The organism is Gluconobacter sp. DsW_058 (assembly GCF_002153615.1).
In the GTDB taxonomy this organism is placed as follows: domain Bacteria; phylum Pseudomonadota; class Alphaproteobacteria; order Acetobacterales; family Acetobacteraceae; genus Gluconobacter; species Gluconobacter cerinus.
This window is the reverse complement of record NZ_JOPH01000072.1, coordinates 86,522-106,415: the sequence shown is the minus strand read 5'-3', so window position 1 is coordinate 106,415 and position 19,894 is coordinate 86,522. Positions and strand designations below refer to the sequence as shown.

22 protein-coding genes are annotated in these 19,894 nt (G+C 56.4%); 7 read left to right on the top strand and 15 right to left on the bottom strand.

Translation table 11 applies throughout. The features are described from left to right. Positions 1–64: 64 nt before the first annotated feature. Genes HK24_RS12745 through HK24_RS12735 form a run of 3 tightly spaced genes read right to left on the bottom strand, consistent with a single transcriptional unit; the run spans position 65 to position 2,213 of the window. Positions 65–1,042, bottom strand: a complete 978-nt coding sequence (locus HK24_RS12745) for an NAD-dependent epimerase/dehydratase family protein (protein WP_086634769.1) — start codon at positions 1,040–1,042, stop codon at positions 65–67. 3 nt (positions 1,043–1,045) lie between these two features. Beyond that, positions 1,046–1,537, bottom strand: coding sequence for a DUF192 domain-containing protein (locus HK24_RS12740; protein ID WP_046900316.1), 492 nt, complete (start codon positions 1,535–1,537; stop codon positions 1,046–1,048). Between the two features lie 19 nt (positions 1,538–1,556). Next, on the bottom strand, positions 1,557–2,213 hold the full coding sequence (locus HK24_RS12735; RefSeq protein WP_233126262.1) for an MBL fold metallo-hydrolase: 657 nt from the start codon (positions 2,211–2,213) through the stop codon (positions 1,557–1,559). A gap of 147 nt (positions 2,214–2,360) precedes the next feature. Here HK24_RS12735 and HK24_RS12730 point away from each other — a divergent pair, with 147 nt between their 5' ends. Next, positions 2,361–2,711: a RidA family protein gene (locus tag HK24_RS12730; RefSeq protein ID WP_086634767.1), complete on the top strand. Its 351-nt coding sequence runs from the start codon at positions 2,361–2,363 to the stop codon at positions 2,709–2,711. 171 nt (positions 2,712–2,882) lie between these two features. After that, positions 2,883–3,608, top strand: a complete 726-nt coding sequence (locus HK24_RS12725; RefSeq protein WP_046900318.1) for a CHAP domain-containing protein — start codon at positions 2,883–2,885, stop codon at positions 3,606–3,608. A 69-nt stretch (positions 3,609–3,677) separates the two neighbouring features. On the opposite strand, the gene HK24_RS12720 is transcribed toward HK24_RS12725, so the two are convergent. From HK24_RS12720 to HK24_RS12690, 7 genes are all read right to left on the bottom strand, one after another. Further along, positions 3,678–4,136 (bottom strand): 23S rRNA (pseudouridine(1915)-N(3))-methyltransferase RlmH, encoded by a 459-nt coding sequence (locus HK24_RS12720; RefSeq protein ID WP_046900319.1) that lies wholly within the window; start codon positions 4,134–4,136, stop codon positions 3,678–3,680. Then, positions 4,137–4,589: a ribosome silencing factor gene (gene rsfS, locus HK24_RS12715; protein WP_086634766.1), complete on the bottom strand. Its 453-nt coding sequence runs from the start codon at positions 4,587–4,589 to the stop codon at positions 4,137–4,139. It abuts the gene before it with no gap. A 95-nt stretch (positions 4,590–4,684) separates the two neighbouring features. Continuing rightward, on the bottom strand, positions 4,685–5,272 hold the full coding sequence (locus tag HK24_RS12710; protein WP_233126264.1) for a nicotinate-nucleotide adenylyltransferase: 588 nt from the start codon (positions 5,270–5,272) through the stop codon (positions 4,685–4,687). A 32-nt stretch (positions 5,273–5,304) separates the two neighbouring features. Beyond that, positions 5,305–6,561: a glutamate-5-semialdehyde dehydrogenase gene (locus HK24_RS12705; RefSeq protein ID WP_086634765.1), complete on the bottom strand. Its 1,257-nt coding sequence runs from the start codon at positions 6,559–6,561 to the stop codon at positions 5,305–5,307. After that, positions 6,554–7,648 carry a redox-regulated ATPase YchF gene (gene ychF / locus HK24_RS12700; RefSeq protein WP_086634764.1) on the bottom strand — a complete coding sequence of 365 codons (1,095 nt, stop codon included), beginning with the start codon at positions 7,646–7,648 and terminating at the stop codon, positions 6,554–6,556. Before ychF ends, HK24_RS12705 begins: the two co-directional genes overlap by 8 nt. 215 nt (positions 7,649–7,863) lie before the next feature. After that, positions 7,864–8,433 carry an aminoacyl-tRNA hydrolase gene (pth, locus tag HK24_RS12695; protein ID WP_086634763.1) on the bottom strand — a complete coding sequence of 190 codons (570 nt, stop codon included), beginning with the start codon at positions 8,431–8,433 and terminating at the stop codon, positions 7,864–7,866. A 3-nt stretch (positions 8,434–8,436) separates the two neighbouring features. Next, the gene (locus HK24_RS12690) at positions 8,437–9,096 is read right to left on the bottom strand and encodes a 50S ribosomal protein L25/general stress protein Ctc (protein WP_086634762.1); all 660 of its coding nucleotides are present in this window, start codon (positions 9,094–9,096) and stop codon (positions 8,437–8,439) included. Positions 9,097–9,305: 209 nt separating this feature from the next. On the opposite strand from HK24_RS12690, the gene HK24_RS12685 reads away from it, so the two are divergent. Then, positions 9,306–10,631, top strand: a complete 1,326-nt coding sequence (locus tag HK24_RS12685; protein WP_086634761.1) for an MFS transporter — start codon at positions 9,306–9,308, stop codon at positions 10,629–10,631. 21 nt (positions 10,632–10,652) lie between these two features. Here HK24_RS12685 and HK24_RS12680 read toward each other — a convergent pair whose 3' ends face one another. After that, positions 10,653–11,528 (bottom strand): SDR family oxidoreductase, encoded by an 876-nt coding sequence (locus tag HK24_RS12680; protein ID WP_086634760.1) that lies wholly within the window; start codon positions 11,526–11,528, stop codon positions 10,653–10,655. A 227-nt stretch (positions 11,529–11,755) separates the two neighbouring features. Between HK24_RS12680 and HK24_RS12675 the strand changes: the two genes are divergently transcribed. Beyond that, positions 11,756–13,864 (top strand): catalase, encoded by a 2,109-nt coding sequence (locus HK24_RS12675; protein ID WP_086634759.1) that lies wholly within the window; start codon positions 11,756–11,758, stop codon positions 13,862–13,864. 40 nt (positions 13,865–13,904) lie between these two features. On the opposite strand, the gene HK24_RS12670 is transcribed toward HK24_RS12675, so the two are convergent. From HK24_RS12670 to rfaD, 4 genes are read right to left on the bottom strand one after another with little or no spacing between them, the layout of a single operon-like run. Continuing rightward, positions 13,905–15,305 (bottom strand): amidohydrolase family protein, encoded by a 1,401-nt coding sequence (locus HK24_RS12670; RefSeq protein ID WP_086634758.1) that lies wholly within the window; start codon positions 15,303–15,305, stop codon positions 13,905–13,907. 55 nt (positions 15,306–15,360) lie between these two features. Continuing rightward, a complete protein-coding gene (gene pgeF / locus HK24_RS12665; RefSeq protein WP_086634757.1) occupies positions 15,361–16,134 on the bottom strand; it encodes a peptidoglycan editing factor PgeF in 774 nt (257 codons plus the stop codon). Continuing rightward, positions 16,127–16,933: a prolipoprotein diacylglyceryl transferase gene (gene lgt / locus HK24_RS12660; RefSeq protein ID WP_086634756.1), complete on the bottom strand. Its 807-nt coding sequence runs from the start codon at positions 16,931–16,933 to the stop codon at positions 16,127–16,129. The genes pgeF and lgt overlap by 8 nt, the downstream gene beginning before the upstream one ends. A gap of 11 nt (positions 16,934–16,944) precedes the next feature. Further along, a complete protein-coding gene (rfaD, locus tag HK24_RS12655) occupies positions 16,945–17,925 on the bottom strand; it encodes an ADP-glyceromanno-heptose 6-epimerase (protein ID WP_086634755.1) in 981 nt (326 codons plus the stop codon). Positions 17,926–18,007: 82 nt separating this feature from the next. Between rfaD and HK24_RS12650 the strand changes: the two genes are divergently transcribed. From HK24_RS12650 to proC, 3 genes are all read left to right on the top strand, one after another. Then, on the top strand, positions 18,008–18,298 hold the full coding sequence (locus HK24_RS12650; RefSeq protein WP_086634754.1) for an accessory factor UbiK family protein: 291 nt from the start codon (positions 18,008–18,010) through the stop codon (positions 18,296–18,298). Between the two features lie 201 nt (positions 18,299–18,499). Then, entirely contained in the window at positions 18,500–19,006 is a 507-nt protein-coding gene (locus HK24_RS12645) for a YbjN domain-containing protein (RefSeq protein ID WP_086634776.1), read from the top strand. Beyond that, positions 19,003–19,830 (top strand): pyrroline-5-carboxylate reductase, encoded by an 828-nt coding sequence (gene proC, locus HK24_RS12640; RefSeq protein ID WP_198942136.1) that lies wholly within the window; start codon positions 19,003–19,005, stop codon positions 19,828–19,830. Before HK24_RS12645 ends, proC begins: the two co-directional genes overlap by 4 nt. Positions 19,831–19,894 lie beyond the last annotated feature (64 nt).

The following is a 19,894-nucleotide window of genomic DNA, read 5'->3' as shown; positions in this document are numbered from 1 at the left end:
CGCGTCGGTGAACGGGCTTATACGGCCACCTACACATACCGTCAATCAAAAAATCATATAAAAATCAAAAAACTGACTTTTTATGAAAATCCTTGAACCACTGGGCAAATTTCATAACCCCATCCTCAAGCGAGACGCTCGGAGTCCAGCCACATAATGCTTTCACATCCTCCAGGCTCGCCCAAGTTTTCTCCATATCCGCCACGGGGCGAGCTTGATGTTCTATGCATGCAGATCGCCCGAGATGTTTTTCCAGCAGAGCAATCAGTGTCGTCACTTTTTCCGGGCGATCTCCACCCAGATTCAAGATGCGCGCCTCACCCACTTGAGGAGGAACGTCCATGATCGAAAGAACACCCGATGTGATGTCATCTATATAGGTGAAATCCCGAGACAGTCCTTTTCCCTCGTAAAGGGTGACCGGACGGCCCTCGCAGATAGCTTTCGCGAAACCGTAATAAGCCATATCTGGCCGACCCCACGGCCCATAGACGGTAAAGAACCTCAAGCCTGTCTGTGGAATGCCGTGAAGATAAGCATATGCGGAGGCCGTGAGCTCACCTGCACGCTTTGTAACCGCATAAAGTGAGCCTGGCTCATCCACGCGATCACTCTCTTTGAAAGGCAACGACTGGTTGCGACCATAGACCGAGGACGAAGACGCATAGACAAAATGCTTCAACCTTTTCAGGCTTCTGGATGCCTCCAGCAAAACAACCTGCCCCATGACATTCGCTTGTACATACGAATACGGGTCTATGAGTGAGTATCGAACTCCCGCCTGAGCTGCCAGGTGAATGATGACTTCGATACCAGAATGGCCATCCATGACTGATCGCATAGCCTCGCGGTCAGACACGTCCTTCTGCTCGAACACAAACCCTTTTTGACACGTCAGTCTGTTCAGGCGCGCCGTTTTCAAGAGCGGGTCATAATAATCATTCAGCGTATCAACGCCGACTACCTCCATGCCTCGCGCCAGCAAGGCATGCGAGACGTGAAAACCGATAAATCCCGCTGCCCCGGTAACTAAAACCTTCACGTATCAGTGCTTCAATGCCGGGCTACTTACGGTATCCCCTACGCGGATACCCAACTCTTCCGTAACCCCTCCAGCAAGCTCAAGCGTGTTGGCCACAACCCCGTCACTACTCAGGATTGCCTCACTCAGCGGAACCGCCTTCTCCGCAATGGCATGAACATGATTGGTGGAATCAATGAAAACGATATCAAGAGATACCAGTGTGTTCCTCATCCACATGTCGGAAACCTGCGGCTGCGGCCAAAGGAAAAGCATTCCCTTGTTTTTGGGCAGCTCCTTGCGGAACATTTCGCCGACTTCCTGCTCCCTGTAGGTTTTGGCCAACTCCACCGTAAACGAGTGCTTAACCCCGTCTTGCGTCGTGATTGTCAAAGGTGCTGTCGGGAGAACAGGCTGCGCCTGACGAATAGGTTCTTCTGCTGCGTAGGCGGAAGCCGTCATACCGCTCGCGAGAACACCTATCGCACCTAATATGGAACAAGCCATCACACGCATGAGAAACCCTCTTTGAAATTTATCGTTCAGAAACAAGAAATGGATTGGACCGGCGTTCTTCCCCAATGGTCGTAGGCATTCCATGACCACACAGCACCACAGTCTCATCCGGCAAACTCATGAGATGTTGGCGAATACCTGCAATCAGCGCAGGAGCATCCCCATAAACAAAATCGGTTCGGCCTACCGTCCGGCGGAACAATGTATCGCCAACAATGGCACGACGACTGCCATGATCCACAAACACGATATGCCCTGGCGTATGTCCGGGAATATGACGCACCTCGATATCATGACCCAGAAGCTGAAGTGTCTCACCGCTTTCCAGAAAGCGGTCCGGAACAACACTCACCATCCCTGTCATACCAAAATGCGCAGCCTGGTTCTCAATACTACTCAGCAGGAATGCATCACGACGATCTGGCCCGAGAACAGGCACAGGATCTGATTGAATTTTATTCAGGCGTTCCCGGAGCTCATCAGCGCCACCAGCATGATCAAGATGTCCATGCGTAAGAAGAATAGCCTCAACCGTCAGCCCACGGAGCTGAGAGAGCAGTTCATCCACATCCCCCCCGGGATCGACCACCACGGCATGGTTCCGTTCGTCCCAGAGGATCGTGCAATTCTGCCGGATCGGCGTCACAGGCACTCTTTTGATATTCAAAGGGACCACGGTTTTTTCTCCCGCACGGCCAGTTTAGCGATACCTCCCGGCGATACCGCGTCCCACCCCCTACGACAAGGGAGCCAAGAGGTGATTGACCGCTTCTTAAAGCCGCCTCACTCTGGGGCTTTCCAATCTCGGGATCAGGATACCCCCATGAGCCGCATCATTCGCACAGAACCCAACGCCATTCTTTCCAAGGCTGTGGAATATCATGGCTTTGTTTTCACCCAAGGCGTTGTCGCCTCAGACCTGTCACAAGATATCGATGGGCAGACCAAGGACGTCCTGGCTCAACTCGATGCCATTCTTGAAGAACACGGCACAGACAATACCCGCATTCTTCAGGCACAGATCTGGCTTAAAGACATCGCAGACCGCAATGCTCTCAACACGCACTGGTCCGCATGGCTCCCGGAAGGACTAGCTCCTGCACGCGCCTGCGTTCAGGCTATCATGGCTGACCCACGCATCCTCGTGGAAATCATGCTGACAACCACGAAATAAGCCACCCGATCAAATGCGGCACAATTAAGGCAGAATGCGACACGAGAAAGATTTTCATTAGAAATGAAAATTTAACCCTCAGTGATGCATTCTGCCCTTGTCAGGGTTGCATGAAGATTGTTAGCTCCCTGTAACCCGAACGACACAAGCCTATTCAGGATCAAAAAGATCGTGACGCATAAAAGTTGCCGGAAAACATTTTTCTCTGCCCTGGCGCTCTCCGCTGTCATGTTCTTTGCGAGTCATGCACAGGCCAAACACCTCCGTAGTTCACACGGTGGTCATGGTGTCTTCCGCTCCCATCGCGCCTCTCATGCGTACCATCATCACACCTTTTCAACTGCGCACGTCATTCAGTGCGTAGCTTATGCAAAAGAAGCATCTGCCGTCGTGTTGCACGGCAATGCGCGCGATTGGTGGTACAACGCTGCAGGCCGATACGCCCGTGGTAACGCTCCGGAAGCGGGATCGGTTCTAAATTTCCGTGGCATCCGTCGTATGCCTCTGGGTCACGTCGCTGTGGTACGGGCTGTCGAGAATAACCGTACGATCTACATTGACCAGTCTCACTGGGCATCCAATGGCATTGCGCACAACGTGCGCGTCGTTGACGTATCACCCAACAATGACTGGAGCGCCGTTCGCGTTGCCCTTAACGACCGTAGCGGCCGTCTTGGTAGCATCTATCCGACATACGGCTTCATCTATGGCCGCGCAGACGATGGTCGCCAGGCTCCGCAGGTCATGGTCGCTCGCGAAAGCCATGCAACCACCTTCCGTCATCGTGCGATCTTTAGAGGATCGAATGCTCTGAGCCATCCGATGAGCAACACGGAAGTTGCAGAAGCCCCAGACGATGCATTCACATCTGACGCTCCGAACCGGTCTATCCGATAAGAAGACTTCAGATGCAAAAAGCGGGGCTTTAAGCCCCGCTTTTTTTATACCCAATCGCTCAGAAACGGCTTAATCCGGCCGACTGTCTTTATGATAAGGATGGTTCGAATTGATAGCCTGAGCCCGAAAAACCTGCTCGGCAATCATCACACGCACAAGCATATGCGGCCAAGTCATCGCCCCCAGAGCAATAACGGCATCAGCTCTCTGGATCACTGATCCATCCAGCCCTTCTGCTCCACCAATCAAAAAATGTAACGGACGGCCAGTTTCCTGCCACCGAGCAAATGTGGCTGCAAACTGCAGGCTGCTAAACGTCTTTCCCCCCTCATCAAGGGCAATGACAAAAGCATTCTCAGGACAGGCTCCCAAAAGCCCCGCAGCATCCTTGCGCTTCTGCTCCATAACGGAGCCTTTGGACGGCGCAATCTCTGTCACCGTCAGCACAGGACGAATCCGGGCGGCGTAACGGTCAAACAGTTCCCGTTCAGGCCCGGACTTCAATCGCCCAATAGCAACGAGCTTCATTCAGCCCTGCTCTTCGTCCTTACCGACAGTCACTTCGGATTCGCTCGAATCCAGATCAGAGCCCCACATTTTCTCAAGAGCATAGAGCTCACGGCTCTCTGGCTTGAAGAGATGAACAACAACATCCCCTGCATCCAGAAGGACCCAGTCGCTGCCATTCGCGCCTTCAACCAAAACTCGGTTGAAGCCATCTTCGCCCAGCTTTTTCTCAATATGGTGCGCCATGGCTGCAATCTGCCGATCTGCCAGACCCGTTGCCACAACCATACGGTCTGAAAAGTTGGCGCGGCCAACCAGATCCAGAACCACGATGTCCTCTGCCTTGTCTTCCTCAAGGCTGGCCGTGATGATGGACAGCATTTTTGTCAGAACATCAGGCTGCACAGGCTCGCGCTTGACGGCAGTCTTCTTGGGGCCGGCAGCAGCAGCCTTCTTGCGAGGCGTTCCAGGCACCTTGGCAGCCTCGGCCAGTGCCGCATCAGGGGTGCTGGTTTTCCGACGCGTGGTCTTGGCCTTCGGGTCGGTTGAGGTCGTCTTGGTGATGGCTTTTACTCCTGATCCGGTTCCAGACAGATTTGCCCGGACTCTCGCAACGCTGTAGCCGATATATCGTTCTGCGGCGCAGAAAGGAACGTCCATGCGCATCCTTTTCTTTGCGCCAGTATAGCAGCCTCCCTCGAAGGCCGTCGATTTCGCCGTAAAGCCGACGCCGCAGCCCCGTGCAAAGCAGGCGTTACACTTCCTGGCCGCGGCAGAATCGCTATAGGCACCATACGGGCCAGCATCCTCCAGTTTTTCCAGCGAGAGAATTGCGCCAGCCCATCCGCTCCCATCAACCAGACAAACTGAACATGAGGAAAGCGCTTCTGAAGCAATGCCACAGTCTTCACTGTAAAACGCTGTTTCAGCCTTGCTTCTATATCCGTAGCACAGATTCGACGGCCATCAGCGATCTTCCGGGCTGATGCAAGGCGCGCTCTGAACGATCCCATGCCCTTTCGAGGCTTGAGAGGATTCCCAGGTGAGACCATCAGCCACACCTGATCCAATTGCAGAGAGCGCAACGCCTGCTGAGCCACCTTCAGATGACCATAATGCGCCGGATTGAAAGAGCCACCCAGCAGCCCAATCCGCATACGTCGGCCATCGCCAAACGTCGGGATCGTATTCAGCCCCGCACCTGTCCGTTGCCAAGCACTTCGTAGCGATAACACGTCAACTGTTCGAGCCCCACCGGGCCTCGCGCATGCATCCGTCCGGTGGCAATGCCGATTTCAGCCCCAAAGCCAAATTCACCACCATCACAGAACTGAGTGGATGCATTCCACAGCACAACCGCACTATCGGTCCCATTCATGAACACAGCAGCAATCTCAGGATCGTCAGCGATAATCGCTTCCGTATGAGCACTGCCATGGCGCGCTATATGGTCGAGAGCCTCCTCAACGCCATCAACAACAGCGATGGAGAGAATCGAATCCAGCCACTCCGTATCGAAATCGGCGGCACTGGCGGGAGGCAAGGTCGAAACGATAGATCTGGCAGCCTCATCCGCCCGGAATGTGCAGCCCTTGCTGGCCAAATCATCCACAATGTGCGGCAGAAGCGACGGAGCAATCGCTCGATCAATCAGAAGTGTTTCTGTCGCCCCACAGATTCCCGTACGGCGCATCTTGGCATCCAAAAGAACCCGACGCGCCATCTCAGGATCAGCACTGGCATGAACATAGGTGTGATTCAGCCCGTCGGCATGAGCCAGAACAGGCACCCGCGCCTCACGCTGAACGCGTTCCACCAAAGATTTTCCACCACGTGGAATGATGAGGTCCACGCCCTCGGCAGCCTGAAGGAGCGCACCCACCAGAGCACGATCGGCAGACGGCAAAATCTGCACACAAGCCGGATCAAGACCCGCAGCCGTCAGCCCATCAACCATTGCCGCATGAATTGCGCGCGCCGAATTCAGGCTTTCGCCTCCACCACGTAAAATGACAGCATTGCCAGACTTGATGCAAAGAGCCGCAGCATCAGCCCCAACATTCGGCCGGCTTTCGTAAATCATGCCGATGACACCGAGCGGCACCGCAACACGACGGAACAGCAACCCGTTAGGGCGCTCCCATTCTGCGAGAACGCGTCCAAGCGGATCAGGGAGCTTTGCGACGTCTTCCAGACCCTTTGCCATGGCCTCAACGCGCTCAGGCGTTAAAGTCAGACGGTCCCGGAATGCCGCTGTCCGATCATCGGAAAGCCCGGCCAGGTCCTGCTCGTTTGCCGCAACGATTGCTGCGCTGTTGGCACGAAGTGCCTGAGCAGCAGCATTCAGTGCCAGATTACGCGTCGCCTCATCCGCTCGCGCCAATCCACGAGCAGCCTGACGGGCCTTATCCGTCAGGCTTTTCAGAATAGCCGCAGCGTCAGACATTGAATCGGAACAGGAGAATATCTCCGTCCTGCACAACATATTCCTTGCCCTCGATCCGCAACTTCCCGGCCTCCTTGGCGCCTGCTTCACCATTGCAGGCTACATAGTCATCAAAAGCAACTGTTTCGCAGGCAATGAAGCCACGCTCGAAATCATTGTGAATGACAGCAGCAGCCTGAGGCGCCTTCACACCTGCCGTAATGGTCCAGGCACGCGCTTCCTTCGGGCCAACCGTGAAGTATGTCCGCAGACCCAGCAGGCGATAGCCCGCTGCAATCACACGATCCAGACCACTGTCGCTCAGACCAAGCCCTTCAAGGAACTCCGTGCGATCTTCCTGCGGCAACTGGCTGACCTCAGCCTCAATCGCAGCAGACACGATCACAACGCCAGCGCCCTCTTCCTCAGCCCGCTTCCGAACTGCCTCAGAGTGAGCATTGCCGGTCGCAGCAGCAACCTCCTCGACGTTACAAACATACAGAACCGGCTTCGTTGTCAGAAGCTGAAGTCGCGCAGCCTCACCTTCCTGCCCCTTCGGCACGGCGGTGCGGGCAGGCTTGCCATCACGCAGTGCCACAATCAGCGGCTCCATGAGCTCAAGCTGCGCCTGTGCTTCGCGATCATTTCCACGCGCACGCTTCTGAAGATTGATCTGGCGCTTCTCAAGGCTTTCCAGATCCGAAAGCATCAGCTCGGTCTCAATGATGTCCGCATCCCGGACCGGGTCGACCCCACCTTCAACGTGGGTGATATCATCGTCTTCAAAGCAGCGCAGAACATGAATGATCGCATCTGTCTCGCGGATATTCGCCAGAAACTGGTTTCCCAGCCCTTCACCCTTAGACGCGCCACGGACCAGACCCGCAATATCAACAAACTCAAGGCTAGTCGGAATCTCTTTCTGGGACTTACCAATCTTCACCAGAATATCCAGCCGAGGGTCCGGCACAGCAACACGGCCCGTATTCGGTTCAATGGTGCAGAATGGGTAGTTCGCTGCCTGCGCTGCGGCTGTTTCCGTCAGAGCATTGAACAACGTGGACTTGCCAACATTGGGCAGACCAACGATGCCGCAATTGAAACCCATTGTGCTCTCCATCTTTCAGGCCGCCACATCGGTCAGCCCAGTCTCAGAATTCAGTTGCCCTGTGTTCGCAGAATCCACGCCCACGGACAACACCTGCACCCTGCAAAACAGGCAGCAGAGTACGATTCCCGCCCGAGATCTCTCTCCGGCAACGATACCCGCACGTTATAACAGTGAAAAAAGCTGACCATAAGAGACCTGAAGTCTCGCGGCACTCAGGCCGTAAGCAGCGCCACTTTCGTCATGAACGCTTCATTCTCGCTCTTGGCCAGAATAGGCGCAACATCCGCAATTGCCTCAAGCCACCGCTCAAGCTCCGGCTCTTCCGCCTTGGCGAAATTCCCCAGAACATGCCCGTGCACCCGGTCCTTATGCCCCGGATGGCCAATGCCCATCCGCACACGCCAGTAATCCGGTCCGGGAAGACAGCGATCCATTGAGCGAAGGCCATTATGCCCAGCCGCTCCGCCGCCACGCTTGATACGCAGCTTGCCGAAAGCAAGATCGAGTTCATCATGGAAAACGGTAATGTCGGCCTGCGCGATCTTGAAGAACTGCGCGGCCTGCTGAACGCTGTCACCCGACAGGTTCATGTAAGTCATCGGCTTGAGGAGCAGAATTTTCTGCCCCCCAAGAACGCCCTCGGAAGTCTCCCCCCGAAAGCGCTTGCGCCACGGGGAAAACCCGTGACGCCTGGCGATTTCATCAACCGCCATGAAGCCGATGTTATGTCGATGACGGCTCATCCCCGGCTCGGGATTGCCGAGACCGGTCCAGAGCCTCATGACTTACTTCTTCTTTGCGCCCGGCTTTGCGGTAGCCGCTGCGGCAGCGGCAGCAGCCTTGGCAGCAGCTTCAGCTTCCATTTCCGCATCAATGGTCGGCGGAGCGATGGAAGCGATCACGAGATCAGCAGCCTGATGACCCGTCAGCTTCACGCCTTCCGTGCCCTTCAGATCAGACCAGCGAACGCTGTCATGAATGTCGAGAACACTCAGATCAACAGTGAAGCTTTCCGGAATGCTTGCTGCATCAGCGGCAACGTCCACGGAATGACGGACAACGTTCAGAACGCCGCCGCGCTTGATGCCAGGAGCCTTCTCTTCGCCAACGAAGATGATGGAAACCTGAACGTGCACCTTCGTGCCCGCTGCAACGCGCTGGAAGTCGATGTGAATCGGAGCATCCGTCACCGGGTGCAGCTGCACGTCACGGATCAGAGCTGCAACCGGCTCTGCGCCTTCTGCTGCCAGGTTGTACACGCGGGAGGACCAGCCACCACGGTGCAGTTCCTTCATGATCACGCGCGGATCAAGAGCAATGATGGAAGGCTCCTGCTTGCCACCATAGATTACTGCCGGAACCAGCCCGGCACGTCTCGTTGCGCGCGCTGCCCCCTTACCAGCCTTCGCGCGCGTCGAGACAGCAAGTGTCGTCAAATTAGCCACTGTTACGCTCCTGCGTATTGAATTTTGTCATCACACAGACCTCCAGGGGTGCCTGTGCGAGCGGCGAAATAGCGGAAAACTGCGCCACACACAACCTTTTTCCCAGATTCTACCTTCCTGATGGCCTACCCCAACCATGGCTGGACCCACGGCCAAACCGCCAGATAGTCTGTCACAGCCCCCATAGTCGCCTGCGTCACAGAGAATCCATGAGCATCGCCCAGCGCCTCGAACACCTACCCTTCACCCCCTTCCACCGTCGGCTCCTGATCCTTGGCGGCTGTGGATACATGTTCGACGGCCTAGACTCCGCCATCGTTGCCTTCACCCTCCCGGTTCTGAAAACGCAATGGCACCTGTCCGGCCCGTCTCTCGGTATTTTGGGAAGCGCCACTTATCTGGGATACGGTCTCGGCTCCCTGCTGGCGGGTTGGTGGGCCGACAGGTCTGGCCGCCGTTCCGTCATGATGAGCGCCCTCGCGCTCTACGCCATCGGCTCTCTTCTCTCAGCAGTCTCCCACACATTCGGCGGCTTCTTCAGCGCCCGTCTTCTCGCTGGACTGGGCGCCGGCGCAGAAGCCACGATCATCGCCCCCTATCTGAGCGAGTTCGTCTCATCCCGTTATCGCGGCGCCTTCACGGCCAGCCTCACGGGCTTCTATTCTTTCGGTTATGTCGCCGCAGCCATTCTCGGATTCATGATTGTCCCCTCATCACCGGATGGCTGGCGATGGGCATTGGTTGCCACAGCCCTACCCGTCCTGATGCTCCTCTGGTGGCGGCGTACCCTTCCCGAGTCCCCAAGATGGCTCGATCAGCAGGGGCGAACGCACGAAGCCTGCCGAATTGTCGGAAGCATCGAACAAAGCGCCGGACTGGCCGCTGGTCTTTCGACAACCCCCGATACAGCCGGACAAACAAACCGCCCCCTGAGCGACCTTTTCGCCCCCAGCCTCAGACGTTCCACTTTCATGAGCTGGGCCATGTGGCTGAGCATCACCTTCTGCTTCTACGCGTTCTTCACTTGGATCCCGACCCTCATGATCGAGCGCGGCATGACCGTGACCCGCAGCTTCGCCTACGCCATCTCGATCTACGCAGCACAGCTCCCCGGATATCTGGCCTCAGCCTTCTGCACGGAACGTCTGGGCCGACGCGCCACGGTCGCTACCTTCATGATCGGCGGCGGGATCAGTGCCATCGGCATGGCCGCAAGCCAGACACCCACACAGGTCCTGCTTTTCGGAATTATGCTGTCCATGTTCATGAATGGAACCTACGGCGGCATCTACGCCTACACCCCCGAACTCTTCCCGACGTCCCTGCGCGGAAGAGGCATGGGACTGGCCTCCGCAATCGCCCGTCTGGGCGCCATCTCATCGCCCGTCCTGATTGGCTGGATCTACCCGAAAGCCGGCTTCCCCGGCGTGTTCGGCCTCACAACCGCTGTTCTCCTGACAGGAGCCTGCATCACCCTGCTTTTCGGCCCCAGAACAGAAAAACGCCCGCTCGATCAGGAGCAGGCGTTCCACTGAAATCCAAAATTTCCAAACCAATCAGAGCATCGGCATCCCGCCATTAACGGCCAGAAGAGCACCCGTCGTATAACTGTTCAGCGGGTCCGCAAAATACACATAAGCCCCAGCCAGTTCCGCTGGCTGACCTGGGCGACCCAGTGGGACATCAGACCCAATGCTCTTCTGCGCCTCTTCCGGCATTCCCGTCGCAATGAACGGCGTCCAGATCGGGCCCGGCATAACCCCGTTCACCCGAATACCTCGTGACGCAAGCTGCTGCGCCATACTCACCGTAAAGTTCGCTATGGCTGCCTTCGTCATGGAATACGGTACGAGAATCTGAGGCGGCGTCTTCAGATTGACTGAAGACGTATTGATGATGGACGATCCCGGCTTCAGATGAGGCAGAGCAGCCTTCGTCAGATAAAACAGCGCATGCGTATTGGTATCAAAGTGGCGCTTCCAATCGTCGTCACTGATATCCTCCAGATGCTCCGCCCAATTCTGAAACGCAGCATTATTCACAAGAATATCGAGACGACCGAACTCTTCCAGAACCTTGCCAACAAGCAGTTTGCAATGCGTCGCTTCACGAATATCCCCCGGCAGCAGAAGGCAACGACGCCCCTCTGACTCGATCTGCCCGGCAATATCCTTTGCATCCTGACTTTCGGTTTCGAGATAGGAAATCGCAACCTCCGCCCCCTCCCGAGCAAAAGCCAGTGCTACAGCGCGCCCAATTCCGGAATCGCCACCTGTAATCAGAGCCACCTGCCCCTTGAGTTTTCCAGAGCCCTGATAGGTCTTTTCCCCATAATCAGGCTGTGGCGTCATTTTTGATGACAGCCCCGGAAAAGGCTGGCTTTGCCCCTCAAAAGGAGGCTGAGGATAACGATTGCGAGGATCAACAGGCATTCAAGCCTCCTAAACTGCATGAGAGATGCAAGTAAGAATCCGTAACGACCCACTCTTTCATTCAGTTCAGAACATTTCATCAAATTATTTTCCGGAACATTTACCCAGGACTCAGACTTCTAAAGTGAAGGATTTCCCAAACCGGAAATCGACTTACCGAATTTGAAACGACGTGCCCGGCATTATTCAGTCCGGACAGTCGAGACGACAGCAGATCGGACCGGACCATGAGCGACACGGCAGACAAACGCACCACCGTGACCATCGGTGACCAGACCTTCGAGCGCGGCCCTCAGGGCGCAACACATCAGACCGCAGATGGCGACACACCGACCCTGACAACCCAGCAGGGCGTTCCCGTCGCCGATGACCAGAACTCCCTGAAGGCTGGCCCACGCGGCGGAACGCTTCTGGAAGACTTCCATTTCCGGGAAAAAATCTTCCACTTCGATCACGAACGCATTCCTGAACGCGTTGTTCACGCGCGCGGCTACGGCGCGCATGGCTTCTTCGAACTCACAGACTCCCTCTCCGACTACACAACCGCCAAAGTTCTCGGAAAAACCGGAACCCGTGTCCCGGCTTTCGTGCGTTTCTCAACCGTCGCAGGTGGCAAGGGCTCATTCGATCTCGCCCGCGACGTCCGCGGTTTCGCCGTGAAGCTCTACACCGAGGAGGGCAACTGGGATCTCGTGGGCAACAACATGCCCGTGTTTTTCATCCAGGACGCCATCAAGTTTCCGGACATGGTACACGCCGTAAAGGAAGAGCCCGATCGCGGCTTCCCGCAGGCGCAGTCCGCCCATGACAACTTCTGGGATTTCGCATCCCTCTCGCCCGAAACCGTTCACATGCTCCTCTGGATCATGTCAGACCGTGCCATCCCCCGCTCTTTCCGCTTCATGGAAGGCTTCGGCGTCCATACCTTCCGGCTCATAAACGCCGAAGGAAAATCCACCTACGTAAAGTTCCACTGGAAGCCGAAGCAGGGCCTTCAGTCAGTTGTCTGGAACGAGGCCGTCAAGATCAACGGCGCCGACCCTGACTTCCACCGTCGGGACCTCTGGCAGGCCATCGAATCCGGCGACTATCCGGAATGGGAACTGGGCGTACAGCTCTTTGATGACGCCTTCGCCGACAAATTCGACTTCGACATTCTGGATGCGACCAAACTTATTCCGGAAGAACTGGTCCCTGTCCGCCGGATCGGCCGCCTCGTGCTGGACCGCGTGGTGGACAACTTCTTCGCCGAAACCGAACAGGTTGCCTTCTGCACCCAGAACGTCGTCCCCGGTATCGGCTTCACCAACGATCCGCTCCTGCAAGGCCGGAACTTCTCGTATCTGGACACACAGACAAAGCGTCTCGGTGGCCCAAACTTCACGCATATCCCCATTAACGCGCCCAAATGCCCGTTCCACAACTTCCAGCAGGACGGCCACGCCGCCATGCACAACCCGAAGGGTCGCGTAAACTACGAACCCAACTCCTGGGGTGCAGGTCCGCGTGAAAACTCCAAGGCCGGCTACAGGCACTTCCCCGATGACAACGGTCGCACGACCCGCGAACGCGGTGAACTCTTCGCCGATCACTACAGCCAGGCACGCCAGTTCTACATCAGCCAGACAAAGCCCGAACAAACGCACATCAAGAACGCGTTTGTCTTCGAGCTTAGCAAGGTTGAAACTCCAAACATCCGGTCCCGCGTCGTCGCTCATCTGCTAAATGTAGATGAAACGCTGGCCAAGGGCGTGGCCGAAGGTCTGGGCGTGAAAGAGCTCCCCGCCCCAGCTCCAGCCGCCCGTACACCCATTACGGATCTGGCCGCCTCAACAGCGCTCAGCATCCTCAAGAATGGCCCCGACTCTTTCGCAGGCCGCAAACTGGGCGTCGTGATTACAGACGGTACGGATGCAGCCCTGCTGGACGCTCTCCAGAAAGCCGCAAAGGCGGAAGGCACATTGATTGAACTGGTTGCCCCTGTTGTCGGAGGCGTGACGTTGACAGACGGCACAACCGTCCCGGCAGGCCAGAAAATCGTCGGTGCGCCGTCCGTACTTTACGACGCCGTCGTGCTGCTCTCTTCTGCTGAGGGAACAAAGCTTCTGAGCAAGGAAGCAACAGCCCGTGACTTCGTGGCAGATGCTTTCGCCCACGCCAAATTCATCGCCTACGGCCCGGATGCTGCCCCGCTTCTGGCAAAAGGCGGTATCACGCCCGACGACATGGACGATGGTGTGATCGCCATCGAAAACGATAGCGATTTCAAACCCTTCATCACAACCTGCCAGAAGCTCCGCTTTTGGGATCGTGAAGCCAAAACCCACAGCGTCTGACACATGCATACGAAAAGCCGGGGATCACACCCCGGCTTTTTTAATGCTGAATAGAAGCCGCAACCCGCCGATCAGCTTCCTGCCGAACATGCGCAAAATCCTGCTTCAGCGGCTTGCCATGCTCCACCATCAACACGCCCCCCACATAGACCTGCGCCAGATTTTCCTGAGCCGCCGCAAAAACCAGCGTGGCATACGGGTCAAATACGTACCCAAGATTAGTCGGGTCAATCACAAGAAAATCCGCAAATTTCCCAACTTCCAGACTCCCAAGACGATCCCCAACTTCCAGAACATCAGCACTTCCCCGCGTGTGCAGTCGCACCACATCATACGGGCTCATGATTGCAGCGCTCTGGTACTTGTCCCGGATGGCATAAAGCCCGGTCCGCATGTTCTCGAAAGGATCTGCCAGATCGGCACTGGCTTCCCCGTCCTCTCCCATCCCAACCCGCAAACCAGCTTTCAGATAGGCCGGAATATCCGCCGTCCCTGACGCCAGACGACCGTTTGAAAGCGGATTCCAGACCATGGACGCCCCAGCCTTTACAGATCGGGCAATGATTTCAGGAGTCGTATGAATGAAATGACCGAAAATCAGATGCGGCCCGAGAATACCTTCATTCTCAAACCAGTGGAACCGGGCCTGCTGGGCTGAAACGTTCTCAGGTGGCTCCAGATAATGACTCTGGTTGGACAGATGATACTCCCGCATCAACGCGCCTTCGATCTTCGCAACGTCTCCGGTGTCGTGAAATCCCGTCCCACCATTGATCATCACTGACAGGAACGTGGATCCCACATGCTGCCCGGCGGACCACGCCAGAAAATCGTTCACATGCTGTCTGGCTTTAGCAAGCGACACATCGCCCTTACTCGGCAATGGCTCCAGACCATGCACGAACCGAATTCCAGAAGCCGTCTCTGCCTGGAACTGCAACCGGTCCGTCGCCTCGACAACAGCAGGGTTCGCCCCACCGTAATTGAAATTATAAGCCGCAGTCACACCATGCGCGAGATGGTCGAGCGCCCCATCCAGCGTGAACCAGTAGATATCTTCAGGCCGCGCAACGCTCGCTTTTCCGGAATACAAAGCCTCAATCCAGCCCATCAAAGTCTGATCCGCCGCAAGGCCACGATAGGCAGCCTGCCAGAGATGACTATGAGCGGAAATAAACCCTGGCATGACCCAATGCCCGTGCAGATCCATGTCCTGATCCGCTTGAAGATCCTTGGGAGGAGCACCGGGGCCAATATGATCGATCACGCCATCTGAACGAACAGAAAAATACCCTTTAAAAGGCGCTTTCTGCCCATCGGCCATTGAAAAGATCAGGGCGTTACGAACCAGAAGATGAGAAGGTTCGGCGTAGGCTACGCCCCCGGCACAGGCGGCCACCAGCATGGAACAGAGAATCTGAGCAGGACGAAGCATTTTCATGCCGGAACGATAACAGTCCCAGCGATCCGCACAAGCGCTGCGGCACTCTGCAATACTATGATGAAACGCGAGGCCGGATTGCTGAGATCTGATGACCAATATGGCCACCGCCTGCGAGTGTCCGTCGGCGATGGCTGAAGAACCTCTGGTCCGTCAATGTATCCACACCCAGTACTTCAACCTGCTGAACACCAGCAGCTTTCAAACGCGTCGAGCAGTATTCTGGCAAATCGAACATGAAATGCCCTGCCCGTTCCGCCACGCGGAAAAACAGGCCTGCGTTCTCGTCCTGAGCCAGAACGGCATCCCGCATATCCGGGCCAACTTCATAACTCCCAGGCCCAATGCAGGGACCGACTACTGCCCGGATATTCGTGGCGCCCAGAGCTTTCATTTGCGTCACAGCAGATTCGAGAACGCCGCCTACCGCTCCACGCCATCCAGCATGCGCGGCTCCCACAATCCGTCCATCCTTGGAAGCCAGAAGAACAGGCCCGCAGTCTGCCGTAATCACCCCAACACCGACGTCAGGGCGATCCGTCACCAGCGCATCGCCATCCTGCCCACGCCCCATAGCCCAGAGAACCGTCTCCCTGGTCACTGGAACCGTAATGTCACTATGCGTCTGCTTCAGACCCAGAAGCTTTTCTGGCTCAACCCCGATCTGCCGCGCAACACGCGCACGGTTTTCGCTCACGTTCGCCAGATCATCAGGAGACGACAGAGAGCAGTTCAGGCTGTCATAAGGTTTCGGGGACACGCCGCCGAGGCGCGTAAAAAAGCCATGTGGCACGCCAAGACCATCACTTCTGAGAATAGCCTCAGACATGTGCACTCTCCTGCGCCGGACGACGAAGGGCATACGTCATCAGACCCAGCCCGGCGAGCGCCATCGGAATACACAGGATCTGCCCCATCGTGACCCCACCGGCCAGAAAGCCGATATTCGCATCCGGCTCCCGAAAAAACTCACAGAAGCTCCGCGCGCAGGCATATCCAAAGAGGAACAATCCTGACAGAAATCCGAAATGTGCCCGCAATCTTGGACGGGTCGCCGCGAACAGCATGACGCACAACAGGAGAACGCCTTCCGTCAACGCCTCATAAAGCTCGGAAGGATGCCGTGCCACGGGCCCACCTGTGGGGAATACCATGGCCCAGGGCAGATCAGGCGATGCTGGACGGCCCCACAGTTCCCCGTTCACAAAGTTGGCGCAACGACCTAGCGCCAGCCCAATCGGAACCACCGGCACGATCCGGTCCGCAAAAGCCGGAAAACTCAGACGGTTTTTCCAAGAGAAGAACGCCAGAGCCAGAATGACGCCCAAGGCCCCACCATGAAACGACATCCCGCCATCCCATGTCTTGATGATGTCCACTGGGTGCGCGAGATAATCCAGAGGTCGGTAGAACAACACGTACCCAAGACGACCACCCAGCAAAACACCCAAAATAGCGTAAAACAGGAAGTCATCGACCTGTTCACTGGTCGCTACTTCCGGTGCCAGCCTGTTCAATCGTCTCGCAATCGGCAACGCGATGATGAACGAGACCATATACGCCAAGGCATACCAGCGCACCGGCAGCGGGCCGACATGAAACGCAACGGGGTCAAACCCAGGGAACATCAAGGGCTGGCTCAAAGGTTTGACTCCGCTCGGGAAAGATAATCACGCACATACTGCCGTATTCCGTCTTCAAGAGACGTAAACGGCGCATCATATCCTGCCTGACGCAAACGGCTCATGTCCGCACAGGTGAAGGACTGATACTGCCCGCGAAGCTTCTCAGGCATCTCGACGAATTCCACGTCCCGCGCTCGATGCGCAGCGTCACAGACTGCATGAGCCAGGTCCAGATAGCTCCGCGCAACACCGGTTCCGCAGTTGAAAAGACCACTGACATCCGGATGGTCGAAAAGCCATAGCATGACGTTCACAACATCCCCGACCCAGATGAAATCACGCTTCTGCTGGCCATCGGCCATTCCTGGAACGTCAGATTTGAACAGTCGTGCCGCAGCCCCACGCTGAAGATCATCATACTTGACCTTCACGACGGAGATCATGGACCCTTTGTGATACTCATTCGGGCCATAAACATTGAAAAATTTCAGTCCAGCCCACTGCGGTGGGGCCGGATGCCCAGCTTCCAGTTCACGCTTTACCCACAGATCAAAAACCTGCTTTGACCATCCATAAAGGTTCAACGGTTTGAGATGATCAATCGCATCCAGCCCGTCACGGAACATCTCAGGCTGGTCTGCAGCGCCATATGTCGCCGCAGACGAAGCGTAAATCATCCGGACATCGTTCTGGGCGCACCAACGCCAGAGAAACTGCGACAATGCCACGTTAGTCGACCAGACAAGGTCTCCGTCTCGTGCAGTCGTTGCGCTGATCGCGCCCATATGAAAGACCGCTTCGATCTTTGGCGCTGTCTCAAGGAAACTCGGGAGCGCCTCAGGCGTGATGATCTGATCCGGCGCATGAGACGCGAGGTTGCGCCATTTTACGCCCTCACGAAGCCGGTCCACAACAACCGTCCGCAGCCCGCGCTGACGCAGGGCGGCATGAAGGCACGATCCAATGAATCCGGCTCCGCCGGTGACGATAATCATCCTTCCTGTATAGTCTGCCCCCGAAAACGATCCAAGCGACGCGCCACACACGACACGCCGCCTCTCTGCAGGAGTTTCTCCCATGTCTGACAGACCCCGCTTCTTTGATGACCTCGCAGGTCTTGCCGGCAATGCTTTTTCGGCTGTTACCGGCGCACGCGAAGAACTTCACTCTATCATCCGCACCCGCGTTGACGAAGTCCTGAACTCTCTGGAACTGGTTCGTCGCGATGAGTTCGATGCCGTTCAGGAAATGGCGACACGCGCGCGCATGGCACAGGACGAGGCAGAAGCACGCCTTGCTGCCATCGAATCGCGCCTGACAGCTCTCGAAGACCTCGCAACTGATGAAAAGGGTGGCCCTCAGGGCTGAAACGGTCGCTTTCGTTGCGATCCGGATGCAACACATCTTCGTACGAACTGATTGAAGCTGTGCGTGATACTTGCACACTTCACCAAGGCCACATAACGTGATCAACGTCAGGAGAGGTCATTCCCCTCCTGGCCGCAGACATCTGGAGCGCCGTACCGGTGCATGACCGGTTCCGGCCTCCACGGCCTTGGGAGATCCGACATGCCTGCCCTGAGCACCTCACTCACCACAGAAACAGAATCCCATCCGCTTGACCTCATGGAACAGGTCATGGGCCTCTACGAATGGGAATTCGAGCGCCTTGGCCAGTCCGAAATGGCGGCTCAGGCCCCAGGTCAATGGTGTGACTACTCTCTCTATTTCACCTGGTCAGACGAGCTTTCAGCCCTGCATCTGAACTGCACGCTGGATCTACGGTCCCCCACAGCACGTCGATCGGACGTGCATGAACTGGTCTCCCTCGCCAACAACAAGCTGTGGGTTGGTCATTTCATTATTGATCCGGAAACCGGCGTTCCCTCCTTTCGCCATACGCTCCTGATGCGTGGTGTCTCAACCCCTCCAGGTGAAAGCATGGAAGACCTGATCGATATCGCAATGTCAGAATGTGAGCGCTTTTACCCCGCCTTCCAGTTCACTCTCTGGGGCGGAAAATCTCCTCAGGATGCACTGGACGCTGCCATGCTTGATTGTGTCGGAGACGCATGACCTTGCCATCAACACCTTCAATTCTGCTGGTTGGTTGTGGAAAACTGGGAGGCGCGCTTCTCGACGGGTGGCTCGCCTCTCCCACACCGCTCCATATCATTGTCGTTGATCGACACAGATCCAGTTCGGACGATACTTTTTCAGTCGTTCGAGCCGCGTCTGACATTCCATCGACCTTTACGCCGGATATTATCGTTCTGGCCGTAAAACCTGCGACAGCGGAAGACGCTATCAGCGCCCTAGGGGAGTCCTTGGGCTCTCGCATGCAGAAGGCTGCTCTGCTTTCCGTTATGGCCGGCCGAACCTGTGCCGCCCTGTCAGATGCGACATCTAAAAGCGGCGCCACTCTCCCCATTCTTCGCGCTATGCCGAACACCCCTTCAGCAATCGGCGCAGGTATCAGCGGTTTCTATGCGTCTCCTCAGGCGACAGAAGAGCAGACAAGCCTCTGCCACGAACTGCTATTCGCCGTTGGCGATGTTGTCCGCGTCGATAGTGAGGAAGACCTTTTGGCAGTAACAGCCGTCTCCGGCTCGGGTCCTGCTTATGTGTTTCTTCTTGCTGAACTGCTCGAAAAGGCTGGAGAGGCACACGGCCTATCCCAAACGACAGCACGCCGTCTGGCACGGGGAACAATTTACGGCGCCGGGCGGATGTTGGATGACATGCCCGACGATGCTGCCGACCTGCGCAAAGCTGTCACCAGCCCAAACGGAACAACCGCTGCTGCCCTGAATGTTCTCATGGCACCAGACGCATGGCCGTCAAATATTTCAAAAGCCATTGACGCGGCCACAAAACGAGCCGACGAACTCGCCGGTTGATCGTTTCTCTCTGGTGGGAACTTGCTGGCACTGGCAAACGCTCCCACCATTAAGAAACAAGATT